We start from the raw sequence: 13,481 nt of genomic DNA on the forward strand, positions 1-13,481 counted from the left end.
ACTACACTGTCTAAGCATGAGCAACTATGGCAACCTGCCCGCCAATCGCCCGGGCAACGATCCCATCGCCCAGCGCAAGGCGGAGGTTCGTAAGCACTCCCGGAACATCCAGATCGCCGGTGGCATCGGCGCGGTCAGTCTGATCGGTGGCCTGACGATCCTGCCCACCACCTTCTTCGCCATCATCGTGCCGATCCTGGCGGTGGCGTTTATCGCCTACAGCGGCTTTCAGATCAAGGGCATCATCGAGCACAAAGATCAGTGGTGACGCACCCCGTTGGCCAGCCCCGCAACTTCTAGCGCTTCCGGCACCTCCAGCGCTCCCAGTAAGGTCCGCATCGATGCCTGGGTGTGGGCCGTTCGTCTGTGCAAGACCCGCGCCCAGGCCGCCGCGGCCTGCCGTGCCGGGCACGTGAAGATCAACGACGTTTCGGTGAAGCCCGCCCAGCCGGTCGTGGTGGGCGACACGGTGCGCGTGTGGATCCACCACCGCGAGCACATCGTGGAGGTCACGCAGCTGCTCTCCAAGCGCGTGGGCGCGGAGCTGGCCCGCAAGGCCTATATCGACCATTCGCCGCCCCCGCCAGTGATCCCCGCCATGCCGCGCCGGGATCGGGGTGCGGGCCGCCCGACGAAGCGGGAGCGCCGCCAGCTGGAGCGCTTCAAGCGCGGCGAGCTCTAACTGGCTCTTTCTCGGGGCTAGCCGGTCTTCTGCCCCAGCTGCTGCCACCTGTTGCCCAGCCTGCCGGGGCGGGATTGCGCATTGTCGCCGATGTGTACCGTCTTGCGGATGTGCTCGCGCCCGTAGGCGAATAGCAGCATGTCGTCCACCAGTCGCACCTGGCCGGGGTAGTACGGGTAGTTCATCGCCTTGCGCAGCGCCTTCAGCCGCTTCGGCGCCAGCAGCTCGCGGAGTTGCGCGACCGTCGTGATGTCGTGGGCGGCCAGCATCTCGATGGCGTAGTGGTAGTAGTCCACGCGCGAGGTCGGGTACTTCGACCCCACAATGCGGCTCAGCACGCGCGGCAGGGACTGCTCGTTGAGCGCCCCCTCGACCTCCTCGCCGGAGGTGCCGATGATGCCCGCGATCTTGTCGAACTGCTCATCTGCCAGCTCGATCAGCCCCGCGGCCAGGGTAAATGCGCGCTGTACTTCGGGGGAGCTGGTCTCTGGATGCTGCTGGTTCTTGTAGCGCACGTCGTGTTCGAACTCGGCCCATGCGTGCTGCAGCACGGTGCGCAGTTGTATCTCTATGTACTTTGGTGACGCCCCGTCTTCAGCCGCCCACGGTTCATCCTTAGCGGAGACGATCAGGTGTTGGCTGGCGTACCCGAATCGCCCCTCGCGGGCGGTTTCGGCGGCCTTGTCGATCACGCGCACCACTGTGAACAGGCCGGATAGCGCGTCCTTGAGCTGCGGGATCTCCGAGGAGTGGAAGGTGATCACGCGCACGCCGATCACATCGTGGGCGTCCGTAAACGAGTCGTAGTCCGGGTATGCCTCGTTGGCGAGTTTGCGGGCGAAGCTCGTCCGGTCCTTGATGCGGACGCTCACGCGGTCAAACGTGAGGCCGGCGTCATCAAGAACATCAATAATGTGCGCCTCCAGGTCGGCGGCGACGGTGGGGTGCGCCTGAATCCAGGTGTCGTAGTCCTGCAGTGCCCGGCGGGCTTTCTTGGCCAAGGCTTAAGCCCCCATGCGCGTGAGGATCGCCTGGCCGCGCTCGCTAAACAGGCTGTCCAGCGGGACCTTGCCCTCCCACATGCTGCCGGAGAGGCGATCCTCCCACACGCCCTCGGGCAGGGCTACCGTCGTGTCCCCCCAGCCGTCGCGGAGGATGTCCAGCGGGCGGCGGGTGACGAGCGTGATGACGTCCTCGCCACGGAGGGTGCCCAGCACGTGGCGTTCCATGGTGCCGGTGGCCATGACGGGCAGGTAGCTGGCCTCGTCCAGCTCGAACTGGTTGCGGATCTGCAGGGCGGTGGCGATGACGTACAGGCGCTCGTCGTCGATGCTGCGCACGTCGCCGCGGGAGACGCGATCCAGGGCCTCCATGCGTTCGGCGAAGTCCACCTTGCGGCGGTTATCCGGGTCCACCAGCGAGTCGGTGAAGAACTCCGTGCCTTGGTAGATGTCTGGAATGCCCGGCCCCATGATCTGCAGCAGCTTCTTGGAGATGGAGACCACCTCCGCCGCCGGGGCGATCTCCGCGACGAACGCGGTGATCTCTTCACCCTGGGTGTCGATGGTGGAATCGATCCACTGGTGGATGGAGGCTTCGAACTCCTCGTTCACGTCGAACCAGGTGGTGTGCACGCCCGCCTCGCGCATGGCCTTTTCCGCGTAGGCGTGCAGGCGCTCCCGCAGTTCTTCGGTGACGTTGCCGTCCACCGGCCACACGCCGATCATGTTCTGCAGCAGGAAGTGGCAGGTGCCGCCGTCGACGTAATCGATGCCGTCGCAGAGCTCCGCGAAGCGCTCCGCGGATTCGGTGATGCAGCTGATGCGGCTGCGCACGTCCTCCCCGCGCTTCGTGTCGTGGGTCGTGAGCGTGGTCATCGCCTTCGGCCACAGGCGGGCGCGCTCGGCCTGCAGCAGGTGGAACTCGGCGGGGGACACGCCGAAGCGGCCGGGCGCGCCGCCGACCTCCTGCAGGCTCACCAGGCGGGAGCCGCGGTAGAAGGCGGTATCCTCCACGCCTTTGGCCATCACCGCGCCGCAGACCTGCGCGAAGCGCACGTTCGCCTCGCCGCGGGAGATCAAGGCGGTGGCGATCAGGTCCAGCGCGTCGGCGCGCTCCGGGTAGCGGATGATCATTTGGGCGATCACGGTGCTGGTCACGCGCGACAGGGACTCGTAGTCCGCGCGGTAGACCGGCATAGAGGCGATCAGCTCGATCAGGGTTTCGCGCAGCTCCTCGTCGGACACGGCCTCGCCGGAGGTGGACCAGTTGTCGCTGCGCACAGCGCGGGCCAGGCGGCGGACCTCGGCCGCGAGCTCCTGCCCGGCGACTTCGGACTTCAGCTCGTATTCGGCCTTCTCAAAGGCCTCTGCGTCCCACTCCGAGCCGGTCATGTCCAGCGCCAGGTTGGCCATGGTGCCCACGGCCGGGCGGTGAACGAACACGCCGTCCAGCTCGCGCAGCGCGTCGTAGCCGGTGGTGCCGTCGACCGTCAGGCGGGGATCCAGCGGCTCGGTGACCCCCAGGATCTTCTCCACCAGCAGCCAACGTTCGTCGCCGATCAGCTTGCGCAGCTGCTTTAGGTAGTTAAAGGGGTCCGCCAAGCCATCCGGGTGGTCCACGCGCACGCCGTCGATGATGTTCGCCGCGATCAGCTGGTTCAGGATGCGGTGGGAGTGCTCGAACACCACCGGGTCTTCCTGCCGCAGGCCCGCCAGCCCGTTGATGCTGAAGAAGCGGCGGTAGTTGATCACCCCGTCGCGCCAGTACATCAGGCGGTAGTGCTGGCGATCGTGCACCTCCTGCGGGGTGCCGCCGAGCGTGCCCTCGGCGATGGGGAAGCGGTTGTCGTAGTAGCACAGCATCGGCTCTGTCTCTGTGCCCTCTGTGCCTTCTGTGCCATCTTCGATCCGCAGTTCTGCGACATCGTCCTCGCTGCCCAGCACCGGCAGCCCCAGCCGTCCGCCCGCGCCGTTGTCCTCGGACCAGTCCACGTCGAAGTACTCCGCGTACTCGGACTCCTTGCCGTTCTTAAGCAGATCCCACCACCAGGGGTTCAGCTGCGGATCGTCCACACCAACGTGGTTCGGCACGATGTCCAGCAGCAGCTTGATGCCTGCCTCGTGGGCCTTCTCGGCCAGGGACCGCAGCCCGTCGATGCCCCCGAGCTCGGGGTTGATGACCGACGGGTCGGTGACGTCGTAGCCGTGGGTGGATTCCTTCGGCGCTTGCATCACCGGGGAGAGGTAGAGGTGCGAAACGCCGAGGCGGGAAAAGTAGGGCAGGTGCTCTTCGGCATCTGCGAAAGTGAAGGCTTGGGTGGGGTCGGATCCGGGTCCGCGGAGCTGAAGGCGATAGGTCGCTGACATGCCCTCTAGGCTACTTGCCTACTTGATTAGCTGCAGGAACTCCTGGAACTCAATGATCTGCAGCTCCTGGCCCTTATCCTGCAGCTCGCGGGCGCGCTTTTCCTTCGAGGTCATGGAGTGCCATTCGCCGACAATCAGCATCGTCGTCTTCTTCGTCACGTTCTTGGCCACCACGCCGCCGCGGGAGGCGATCATGTCCCACACCTCGCCCTTGTCGTAGGGCTCCACGTCGCCGGTCACGCACACCGTCTGCCCGTAGATGGGCCCGTCGATGTCCGCCTCCTCGTTCGTCTCGGGGACTTCGTCCGGGGTGGCTACCTTCGCCCACGGCGCCGGCGAGCGCTGTTGTTGCTTCTTTGGTGTCTTTTTTGGTGACGCCCCCTCGTTCCCGCCGCCGGCGTATTCAGCGGAGCTGACCCATTCCGCGGCGGAGATTTCTGTGTTCTCAGTGCCCTCAGTGCCCGCAGAGCCAGCAGTGCCTGCAGTGTCCGCCCCAGCGGATCCAGCGCCGGCTTCCAGAGGGTAGCCCGCCTGCAGGTTGGTGAGCTGGAGATCCAGCGCGGCGAACTCCTCGGCTTGTGAGGGAGAGAAGTTCACGCGGGGACGTTCGGCGTCAAAAAGCAATTGGATGTACCCCGGCGAACAGCCTTCGGGCGCCTGCTTGTACCAGCCGATGAGCTCGTCGGCTGGGCGAGCGACATCCGGGTACAGCGAGGAAGCCAGCGGCGAGCGGGTCACCCGGATCTCCTCGGTGGTAAGGGTGACTTCCGCGCCGCGGGCGGGGAAGGTTGCGGGGGAGGGGGACGAAGCGGCAGCCATGCCTAGAGCTTGACCTCCGTGGTGATCGGGCGCTGGAGGACCACAGTGCTGCGCGCGTCGACCTCCAGGGTGTCGCCACCGGCGAACCGGCGGGTCTCCTCCGGCACGCCCATCGGCTCTGCGGTATCCACGACGACGGTCCAGCTTTCCTCTTCGCTCGGCTCCACGTGCATCACCTTGTGGCGGCGCGGCAGCGTGAACGTGATCGGTTCGTGGTGGGCGTTGAAGCAGAAGATGAAGGAATCGTCCTCCACCGGGCGGCCCTGCGGATCCGGCTCCTCGATGGCCATGCCGTTGAGGTGAACCATCAGGGACTTACCGAAGTCCGCGTTCCAATCGGAATCGGACATCAGGTCGCCGTCCGGGGTGAGCCACGCGATGTCGCGCTTGGCCACGTCCTGGCCTAGCGGGCCGCCCGCCAGGAAGCGACGGCGGCGGAACACCGGGTGCGCCTGGCGCAGGTGGATCAGATAGCGCGTGAAGGCGTGCAGATCCTTATCCATGTTTTCCCAGTCCATCCAGGCGATCTCGTTGTCCTGGCAGTAGACGTTGTTGTTTCCGCCCTGGGTGCGGCCGATCTCGTCGCCGTGGGAGAGCATCGGAGTGCCCTGGGAGAGCATGAGGGTGGTCAGGAAGTTGCGGCGCTGCTTATCGCGCAGCTGCAAAACCTCTTCGTCATCCGTCGGACCTTCCACGCCACAGTTCCAGGAGCGGTTGTGGCTCTCGCCATCGCGGTTGTCCTCGCCGTTGGCCTCGTTCTGCTTCTCGTTGTAGCTGACCAGGTCGTTGAGGGTGAAGCCGTCGTGGGCGGTAATGAAGTTGATGGAGGCCGTCGGGCGTCGGCCGGTGTACAGGTCCGAAGAGCCGGTGAGGCGGGAGGCGAACTCGCCCAGGGTGGAGGGCTCGCCGCGCCAGAAGTCGCGCACAGTGTCGCGGTACTTACCGTTCCACTCGTTCCACAGGGCCGGGAAGTTACCCACCTGGTAGCCGCCCTCGCCGACGTCCCACGGCTCGGCGATGAGCTTGACCTGGCTGACCACCGGATCCTGCTGTACCAGGTCGAAGAAAGCGGAGAGGCGATCCACGTCGTGGAACTCGCGGGCCAGAGTGGAGGCCAGGTCGAAACGGAAGCCGTCGATGTGCATTTCCGTCACCCAGTAGCGCAGGGAATCCATGATCAGCTGCAGGGTGTGCGGGTGGCGGACGTTCAGGGAGTTACCCGTGCCCGTGTAGTCCATGTAGTGCGCCTCGTCGCCGTCGACCAGGCGGTAGTAGGCGGCGTTGTCGATGCCGCGGAAGTTCTGGGTGGGGCCCATGTGGTTGCCCTCGCTGGTGTGGTTGTAGACCACGTCCAGAATCACCTCGATGCCCGCTTCGTGGTAGCTGCGCACCATCTGCTTGAACTCCGCGATCGCGCCCTCGGCGCTGGGGGATGCCGCGTAGTCCCGGTGCGGGGCGAAGAAGCCCAGGGTGTTGTATCCCCAGTAGTTGCGCAGACCCAGCTCGCGCAGGCGGTCGTCGTGGACGAACTGGTGCACCGGCATCAGCTCCACGGCCGTGACGCCCAGGTCCTTGAAGTACTCCACGATGGAGTGGTGGCCCAGTCCGGCGTAGGTGCCGCGCAGGTGCTCCGGGACGTCCGGGTGGGTCATCGTCAGACCCTTGACGTGGGTCTCGTAGATGACGGTCTTGTGCATCTCAATGTTCGGACGGCGGTCGTGGTGCCAGTCGAAGTAGGGGTTGATCACCACCGAGCGCATCGCGTGCGGGGCGGAATCCTCCTGGTTGCGCTTCTCCGGGTTATCCGGATCGTTGATGTCGTAGCTAAACAGGGAGGCATCGCCATCGAAGGCGCCGTCGAAGGACTTGCCGTACGGATCCATCAGCAGCTTGGAGGGATCGCAGCGCAGGCCACGCGCCGGGTCCCATGGGCCGTGGACGCGGTAGCCATAGCGCTGGCCGGGGACGATGCCGGGGAGGTAGCAGTGCCAGATGTCTGCGTCTACCTCCTCCATTTTCACCCGGGTCTCCGCGCCCTGGCTGTCGAAAAGGCAGAGCTCGACGGATTCCGCGACCTCTGTGAATAGGGCAAAGTTGGTGCCATTGCCGTCGAAAGTGGCGCCGAGAGGGTAGGGCTTTCCGGGCCACCCGACCAAAGGCTCGCCGGGCGCACGCAATCCACTTTTATCTGACAGTCCGAAAGTCATGGCCACCATTCTAACGGCTAAGACCGCGCAGTATTGTTTCTACTCCCAGCACTACTTCCTGGCGTGCGCAAGCTTCGGAAGGTACACCTTGTTCCTGGTCTTTATCCTGTTTCTGTTCGCCCACTGACGCCCCCAAATTCACGGCGACGCTTTGGCGTGCCTGGAGTTCCAGCACAGAACCGAAAACAAAGCGCAGGAGGAGCTTCGCGCCGTCCAACGCGCTGTGTTCCTCACTGTGCTCTGCGCCCAGCTCCGCGCTGAGCTCTGCACTTACTTCCTCGGCCAAGTCCCGGTCAAGCGTCCCGCTGGCCACCGCCGCCAGCGTGATGTCGGCACCGTCGCGCAGGGAGGTGAGGGCGTCAAAAAGAAAAGAACAATAATCCGCTGCACTGCCGGGGTGGGCGGGCACGGCGGTGAGGATCGACTCGGCGATACCTCCCAAAAGCGCCTGCTTGTTGGGGAAATGCCAGTACAGGGCGCCAGGGGCGACGTCGAGAGCGCGGGCGAGTCGCCGCATCGTGAGGTCGGCCAGGCCGTACTGCTGCAGGATGTCGACTGCGGTGCTCACGATTTTCTTGCGGTTTAACTGCACGGTGTCCAAGGGTAGTGGACTACATTGCCGTAGGGTGAGCGACATGAAGATTCGGAAGACATGCCTAGCTGCCCTGTGCACCCTGCCCCTCGCACTCACGGCGTGCGGATCCGACGACGGAGAAAGCAGCGGCGAGTCGAATCCAGCGAACGAAGCTAGCCAGGCCGAAGAAGCGATGCCCGAGGGGCCGGTCTACGAAACCCCGGCCAGCGACGAAGACAAGCAGCAGATCGTCAACCTGCTGCACGAGCTGAGCAACGGTGCCCGCCCCATGGACGAGTACCTGCACTGGACCATCGACAACACCTGCCGAGCCGACATTGAGCAGCAGGGCGGCGAGGAAGCTGCGCGCGAACAGGCAGATGCCTCCGCCGGGCAGGGCAACTTCGACGAACAGCCGGGCCGCACCCCGAACATCACCGACATCCAGGAAGTGATGGCCGAGGGCGACAACGCACACGCCACGGTCACCATCTCCGAGGCCGAGCGCGAGGACTCCAACCGCATGTACTTCAAGCGCGAGGACGAGAAGTGGAAGTTCTGTCACGCCGTGGGCATGCCAGAAACCGCGGAAACCCAGGACGGCGAGTAGGTATAGCGCATTGAGCAGAAGTTTCAAGATCCCCCGCCCGATCGGGGAGGCGGCGCAGGTCCTCTTTATTACCCTGGTGAGCTTCCTGCTGCTGGGAGTGCTGTGGGGTGTGATCCACCCGACCTCCGAGCTAGTGGTGACCGCCGACGGCGGTGCGGAGATCGCGCCGGGAACCGAGGATGCCTCGTTCCGCGGGTTTACCTACTACGTGGCGCTGACGGCGCTGGGTGGCATCGCAGTGGCGCTGTGGGCGTTTCGCACGCGCATGCGGGGGCTGCTGATGATGCTGTGGACCACCCTGGCTGTGCTGTGGGGCGCTGTGGCGGCCTGGACGGTGGGCGTCAGCGTGGCCGAGAGGCTGCACGCCGACCCGCTCCCGGAGCACCCGCAGGTGGGCGATGTCTTCCACATTTTGGACGCCGCGGGCCCCTCTGTGGGGATGGTCGTGGCCCCGGCGCTGGCGCTGATTGTCTACTGGATGGCGGCGACTTTCGCCGACCCGGAGGACTTTGAGGATTAGGTAGAAACGCGCTGCTAGGGACTAAAGTGGGGGAATGCTTAACAAAACCATAGAGAGTATTACTCGCGTGGATGGCCTTTGGACCATGCCGGATAGCATCTCCACCGACGAGTGGGCCGCGGAAGTCCGCCGGCTGAAGGAAGAGAAGAATGCGCTGATTCTGGCGCACAATTACCAGCTGCCGGAGATCCAGGACATTGCCGATCACACCGGCGATTCCCTCGCCCTGTCGCGCATCGCGGCGGAGACGGACGCTGACGTGATCGTCTTCTGCGGCGTGCACTTTATGGCCGAGACGGCGAAGATCCTGTCGCCGGAAAAGACTGTTCTTATTCCTGACGCCAACGCGGGGTGCTCCCTGGCCGATTCCCTGAGTGCCGACGAGCTGCGCGAGTGGAAGGCCGAGCACCCGGGGGCCGTGGTGGTCAGCTACGTGAACACCACCGCCGACGTGAAGGCACTGACGGACATCTGTTGCACCAGTTCCAACGCGGTGGACGTGGTGGCCAGCCTGCCGGAGGACCAGGAGGTGCTGTTTGGTCCCGACCAGTTCCTCGGCGCTCACGTGCGCCGCGAGACCGGGCGGGACAACATCCACGTCTGGGCGGGCGAGTGCCACGTGCACGCCGGCATCTCCGGCCAGGAGCTGAGCCAGCAGGCGCACAACAACCCGACGGCGGATCTGTTTATCCACCCGGAGTGCGGCTGCGCCAACTCCGCCATCTACCTGGCGGGCGAGGGCATTGTGGAGCCGGAGCGGGTGAAGATGCTTTCCACCGGCGACATGATCTCGCAGGCCAAGTCCACCAACCAGTCCACCGTGCTGGTCGCCACCGAGGTCGGCATGCTGCACCAGCTGCGCCAGGCCAACCCGGAGGTGGACTTCCGCGCCGTGAACGACCGGGCGGCCTGCACGTACATGAAGATGATCACCCCGGCGGCCCTGCTGCGCTGCCTGGCGCTGGGCGAGGACGAGGTGACGGTGGACGAGGAGACCGCCGCAGCGGCCCGTCGTTCCGTGGAGCGCATGATCGCCATCGGCAACCCGGGAAGCGGGGAGTAGGCGTGGAAGAGCAAGCAGTGGAACTTCCCTACCCGGCACAGCTGACCGATCCCACCCGCATCCGCGCAGCGTATCTGCGCATGGCGAAGGTCGCGTTGGAGGAGGACTTCGGCGACGGCGCGGACGTCAGCACCCTGGCGACCGTGCCCGCCGACGCTACCGGCACGAAGGTCATGCGCGCCCGCCAGGCCGGTGTGATCAGCGGGCTGGATGCGCTGGCCACCGTCGCGGAGGTCGCGGACGAGCGGCACGTGGAGCTCGTCCCGCTGGTCGCTGACGGTGACCGCGTGGAGGCCGGGGACGAGGTTGCCCGGGTGGAGGGCAAGATCCAGCACATCCTCATGCTCGAGCGCACTCTGCTGAACATCCTGAGCCACGCCTCCGGCATCGCCACGCAGACCCGCGCGTGGGTCGATGCGGTCGAGGCCGCGGCCACCAGCCCGCAAGGCTGCAAGGTTCGCGATTCCCGCAAGACTCTGCCCGGCATGCGCATGCTGGAAAAGCGTGCGATCGTCCACGGTGGTGGCTACCCGCACCGCTACAATCTGGGCGACCAGGTGATGGTCAAGGACAACCACGTGGAGCTCTCGAATGCAGCCGAGGCGTATGCCCGGGTGCGGGAGTTCTTGGGGGAGGACGCCACCACGTGGGTAGAGGTCGAGGTGGATACCCTGGACCAGCTCTCCGACCTGCTGGCGGAGGGCAAGGCTCGCCCGCCGCAGGTGCTGCTGGATAACTTCACGGTGGAGGACACGCGCAAGGCCGTGGAGCTGCGCGACCAGCTGGCTCCGCAGGTGCTGTTGGAATCCTCCGGCGGGCTCACTCTGGACGTCGCCGGGGACTACGCCGCCGCGGGCGTGGAGTCCGTGGCCGTGGGCGGGTTGACCCACAGCGTGCGGACGCTGGACATCGGCCTGGACTAGGGCTCCTGGCCTTCCTGGCCTTTTAGGCTTCCCAGCGTTCCAGCGCCGCCCGTCGGCGCTCGTCGAGTTCTGCGGCTATTTCCGCGTAGCCCAGCTCCGCGGCGGCGACCAGCGCCATGGAATAGCCGCCGATGGTGCGCTCGTCGTCGGCGCTGAACTCCGACCACTCCGCCACCAGGCGCGCGTTCGCCAGGGCTTCCTCAAAAAGTCCGCAGTTCAGGGCCGCCTCTGCCAGGGTGTAGCGCAGGTTCAGGATGGCGGGAGATAGGGGGCAGCCCTCCGTGGCGGCCAGCTCCGCGCTGGCGAGCTCCCAGGCCTCGCCCTCGCGCCCCTCGCCAAGCAGGGCCATCGCCGCCAGGCCTGCGCACTGCAGGGCGATGACCTCCGCGTCCAACTCCCCAGCTAGGCGCACGCATTCCTTCCAGTGGTCCGCCACGGCGGCCAGGGAGGAATCATCGCCGACGCTTTCGGTGGCGCGGAACATCTCGAAGTGCGCCAGCATGTCGTGCGCCTCGTAGAGGGAAACTATCTGCGCGTCTGTGTTGCCGCCCAGCAGAGAATCCTCCTCCAACCGGCCGATCAGCGCCGTCACCCGGTCGTAGGCCTCCTCGCGCCGCCCGCGGAACCAGGCCTCCTGCGCGAACCACAGCTGGCGGTCGGCCGTGCTCGGGGGCTTCGAGCCGAACCTCCGCACTAGTTGGGCGAAGGTGTCGGCGAAGTCGAAGGCTGTGGCGTCACTATCGGCGTCATCAGCAGAACCAGAAAGATTCGTGGCCACAGCAAAGCCCGTCGTGGCGGCCGAGGTCAACCGCGCGGCGATCGACCTGGGCAGGTCGCGGTGGGTGATGTGCGGCGCCTCGGCGAGGGTGGGGGAATCCGGGTCCGGGCGATAGTCGGCGAAGCCCAGGGCCAGCTGTGCCAACATCTCGCGCGGCGAATGCAGCTCGGCCAGGGTAGCAGGGCGTTCCTCCAGAGTCAGCGACTGGTGAGCCAGTAGCGCCAAAGCCTCCAGCGCCAGCGCGTGATCGTCGTTGCTGCGCGCCCACGCTCGCAGGTCCCGCAAGGCGGCGATGGCCTCGTCGGCAAAACCCAGGTGATCCGCGGCGCTGGCCCGCATGCTGTAGAACTCGCCCACCAGCTCGTCCGGGACCTCGTCGGGGGTGGCCAGCCAGTACTGCCGGGCGAAGTCGCTGGCCAGGCGCCAACTCGTCGCCGCGGAAGCCCCCGATTGGGCGGCGGCGCGGCTGTCCCGGAGCAGTGAATGGAGTGTCTGGGCCATGGCGTAAACTTTAGCCCAGTACATAACCGCACATAATTAACCAGTATCAACCAGTTTTAATCAGTAAGGAAGCTGCGTACACGATGACTAGCGCCCAGCTGGACTTTAGCCGGATCGATCTGCGGGGTCAGGCCCCGACTACCGCCGAGCTGCGCCATCGGCTGCCGCGCGGTGGCACGGATGTGGACTCGGTGATCCCCACCGTTGCACCGATCGTCGACCAGGTGCGCGAGGGCGGGGCGCGCGCGGCGCTGGAGATCGGACAGCGCTTCGATGGCGTCACCCCGGATTCGGTGCGGGTTCCTGCCGAGGTTATTGACGCCGCCGTGGGGACTTTGGCCGCAGATGTCATCGCTGCACTCGAAGAGGCCATCAAGCGGGTGCGTGCATTCCACTCCGCCATCCGGCCTGCAGACAAGCAGGTGGAGGTCGCGCCGGGTGGTATTGTGACCGAGCGTTTCATCCCCGTTCAGCGCGTAGGCCTGTACGCGCCGGGCGGTAACGCGGTGTACCCGTCGAGCGTGATCATGAACGTCGTGCCAGCCCAGGAGGCCGGGGTGGAGTCCCTCGTGGTGGCCTCCCCGCCGCAGGAGGGCGGCTGGCCGCACCCGACCGTGCTGGCGGCCTGCAAGCTGCTGGGCGTGGACGAGGTCTGGGCCGTTGGTGGGGCGCAGGCCGTGGCGCTGCTCGCGCACGGCTCCACGGCAGAAGGCGGCGAGGAGCTGGAGCCGGTGGATATGGTGACCGGCCCGGGCAACATCTTCGTCACCGCTGCCAAGCGGTTGTGCCGCTCTGTGGTGGGCATCGACTCCGAGGCCGGCCCGACAGAGATCGCCGTGCTGGCCGACGAGAGCGCCAACGCGGTGGAGATCGCCTACGACCTGATTAGTCAGGCGGAGCACGACACGATGGCGGCCTCCGTGCTGATCACGGACAGTGAGAAGCTGGCCGACGAGGTCGTGGCCGAGATGAACGAGCGCTACCACATCACCGAAAACTCCGAGCGCGTCGCCGAGGCCTTGAGCGGACAGCAGTCCGGAGTGGTGCTCGTGGACGACATCGCCGCGGGCATCCGCGCGGCGAACGCCTATGGCGCCGAGCACCTGGAGATCCACACCGAGGACGCCCACGGGGTAGCAGCGCAGATCACCAACGCCGGCGCGATCTTCATCGGCCGCTTCAGCCCGGTACCGCTGGGCGACTATGCCGCTGGCTCCAACCACGTGTTGCCGACCTCCGGGACGGCGCGGCACTCCTCGGGGCTGTCCACGCTGACTTTCCTGAAGTCCGTGCACGTCATCGACTACAACGAGGAAGGCCTGCGGGGCGTGGCCGACACGGTAATCACCCTGTCGAAGTCCGAGGGGCTGCCCGCCCACGGTGAAGCCATCAGTGCGCGCACCAGCACCGCAAACACCAACGGAACGGAGGTCTAG

13 protein-coding genes are annotated in these 13,481 nt (G+C 66.0%); 7 read left to right on the forward strand and 6 right to left on the reverse strand.

Translation table 11 applies throughout. The annotated features are described in order from the left end of the window. Positions 1-16: 16 nt before the first annotated feature. Positions 17-268: a hypothetical protein gene (locus L8V00_RS07490; RefSeq protein ID WP_049049479.1), complete on the forward strand. Its 252-nt coding sequence runs from the start codon at positions 17-19 to the stop codon at positions 266-268. A 9-nt stretch (positions 269-277) separates the two neighbouring features. Beyond that, complete coding sequence (locus L8V00_RS07495; RefSeq protein WP_049049475.1) at positions 278-682, forward strand: RNA-binding S4 domain-containing protein; 405 nt, start codon at positions 278-280, stop codon at positions 680-682. 17 nt (positions 683-699) lie between these two features. Here L8V00_RS07495 and L8V00_RS07500 read toward each other — a convergent pair whose 3' ends face one another. Genes L8V00_RS07500 through L8V00_RS07520 form a run of 5 tightly spaced genes read right to left on the reverse strand, consistent with a single transcriptional unit; the run spans position 700 to position 7,644 of the window. Continuing rightward, positions 700-1,683 (reverse strand): GTP pyrophosphokinase, encoded by a 984-nt coding sequence (locus L8V00_RS07500; RefSeq protein ID WP_035005434.1) that lies wholly within the window; start codon positions 1,681-1,683, stop codon positions 700-702. Positions 1,684-1,686: 3 nt separating this feature from the next. Then, positions 1,687-4,050: a malto-oligosyltrehalose synthase gene (treY, locus tag L8V00_RS07505; protein ID WP_269944659.1), complete on the reverse strand. Its 2,364-nt coding sequence runs from the start codon at positions 4,048-4,050 to the stop codon at positions 1,687-1,689. 18 nt (positions 4,051-4,068) lie between these two features. Then, complete coding sequence (locus L8V00_RS07510) at positions 4,069-4,869, reverse strand: BRCT domain-containing protein (RefSeq protein WP_269944660.1); 801 nt, start codon at positions 4,867-4,869, stop codon at positions 4,069-4,071. Between the two features lie 2 nt (positions 4,870-4,871). Then, the gene (gene glgX, locus L8V00_RS07515) at positions 4,872-7,076 is read right to left on the reverse strand and encodes a glycogen debranching protein GlgX (protein WP_269944661.1); all 2,205 of its coding nucleotides are present in this window, start codon (positions 7,074-7,076) and stop codon (positions 4,872-4,874) included. 10 nt (positions 7,077-7,086) lie between these two features. Continuing rightward, positions 7,087-7,644, reverse strand: coding sequence for a TetR family transcriptional regulator (locus L8V00_RS07520; RefSeq protein WP_269944662.1), 558 nt, complete (start codon positions 7,642-7,644; stop codon positions 7,087-7,089). Between the two features lie 67 nt (positions 7,645-7,711). Here L8V00_RS07520 and L8V00_RS07525 point away from each other — a divergent pair, with 67 nt between their 5' ends. From L8V00_RS07525 to nadC, 4 genes are read left to right on the forward strand one after another with little or no spacing between them, the layout of a single operon-like run. Further along, on the forward strand, positions 7,712-8,260 hold the full coding sequence (locus L8V00_RS07525) for a hypothetical protein (protein ID WP_035005430.1): 549 nt from the start codon (positions 7,712-7,714) through the stop codon (positions 8,258-8,260). 10 nt (positions 8,261-8,270) lie between these two features. Further along, positions 8,271-8,780, forward strand: coding sequence for a hypothetical protein (locus L8V00_RS07530; protein ID WP_035005429.1), 510 nt, complete (start codon positions 8,271-8,273; stop codon positions 8,778-8,780). 34 nt (positions 8,781-8,814) lie between these two features. Continuing rightward, positions 8,815-9,843 (forward strand): quinolinate synthase NadA, encoded by a 1,029-nt coding sequence (gene nadA, locus L8V00_RS07535; RefSeq protein ID WP_034986587.1) that lies wholly within the window; start codon positions 8,815-8,817, stop codon positions 9,841-9,843. A gap of 2 nt (positions 9,844-9,845) precedes the next feature. Continuing rightward, positions 9,846-10,766 (forward strand): carboxylating nicotinate-nucleotide diphosphorylase, encoded by a 921-nt coding sequence (nadC, locus tag L8V00_RS07540; protein WP_269944663.1) that lies wholly within the window; start codon positions 9,846-9,848, stop codon positions 10,764-10,766. 22 nt (positions 10,767-10,788) lie between these two features. Here the strand turns inward: nadC and L8V00_RS07545 are convergent, their stop codons facing one another. Further along, complete coding sequence (locus L8V00_RS07545) at positions 10,789-12,045, reverse strand: hypothetical protein (RefSeq protein WP_269944664.1); 1,257 nt, start codon at positions 12,043-12,045, stop codon at positions 10,789-10,791. Between the two features lie 83 nt (positions 12,046-12,128). Between L8V00_RS07545 and hisD the strand changes: the two genes are divergently transcribed. Beyond that, complete coding sequence (gene hisD / locus L8V00_RS07550; protein WP_269944665.1) at positions 12,129-13,481, forward strand: histidinol dehydrogenase; 1,353 nt, start codon at positions 12,129-12,131, stop codon at positions 13,479-13,481.

It is taken from the genome of Corynebacterium evansiae (genome assembly GCF_027570065.1).
Taxonomy (GTDB): Bacteria; Actinomycetota; Actinomycetes; order Mycobacteriales; family Mycobacteriaceae; genus Corynebacterium; species Corynebacterium evansiae.

Bases quoted from the DNA above. Each gene is read 5' to 3' on its own strand.
- nadA (WP_034986587.1), top strand. From the start codon at position 8,815: ATGCTTAACAAAACCATAGAGAGTATTACTCGCGTGGATGGCCTTTGG.
- treY (WP_269944659.1), bottom strand. From the start codon at position 4,050: ATGTCAGCGACCTATCGCCTTCAGCTCCGCGGACCCGGATCCGACCCC.
- L8V00_RS07525 (WP_035005430.1), top strand. From the start codon at position 7,712: ATGAAGATTCGGAAGACATGCCTAGCTGCCCTGTGCACCCTGCCCCTC.
- hisD (WP_269944665.1), top strand. From the start codon at position 12,129: ATGACTAGCGCCCAGCTGGACTTTAGCCGGATCGATCTGCGGGGTCAG.
- L8V00_RS07510 (WP_269944660.1), bottom strand. From the start codon at position 4,869: ATGGCTGCCGCTTCGTCCCCCTCCCCCGCAACCTTCCCCGCCCGCGGC.
- glgX (WP_269944661.1), bottom strand. From the start codon at position 7,076: ATGACTTTCGGACTGTCAGATAAAAGTGGATTGCGTGCGCCCGGCGAG.
- L8V00_RS07545 (WP_269944664.1), bottom strand. From the start codon at position 12,045: ATGGCCCAGACACTCCATTCACTGCTCCGGGACAGCCGCGCCGCCGCC.
- L8V00_RS07490 (WP_049049479.1), top strand. From the start codon at position 17: ATGAGCAACTATGGCAACCTGCCCGCCAATCGCCCGGGCAACGATCCC.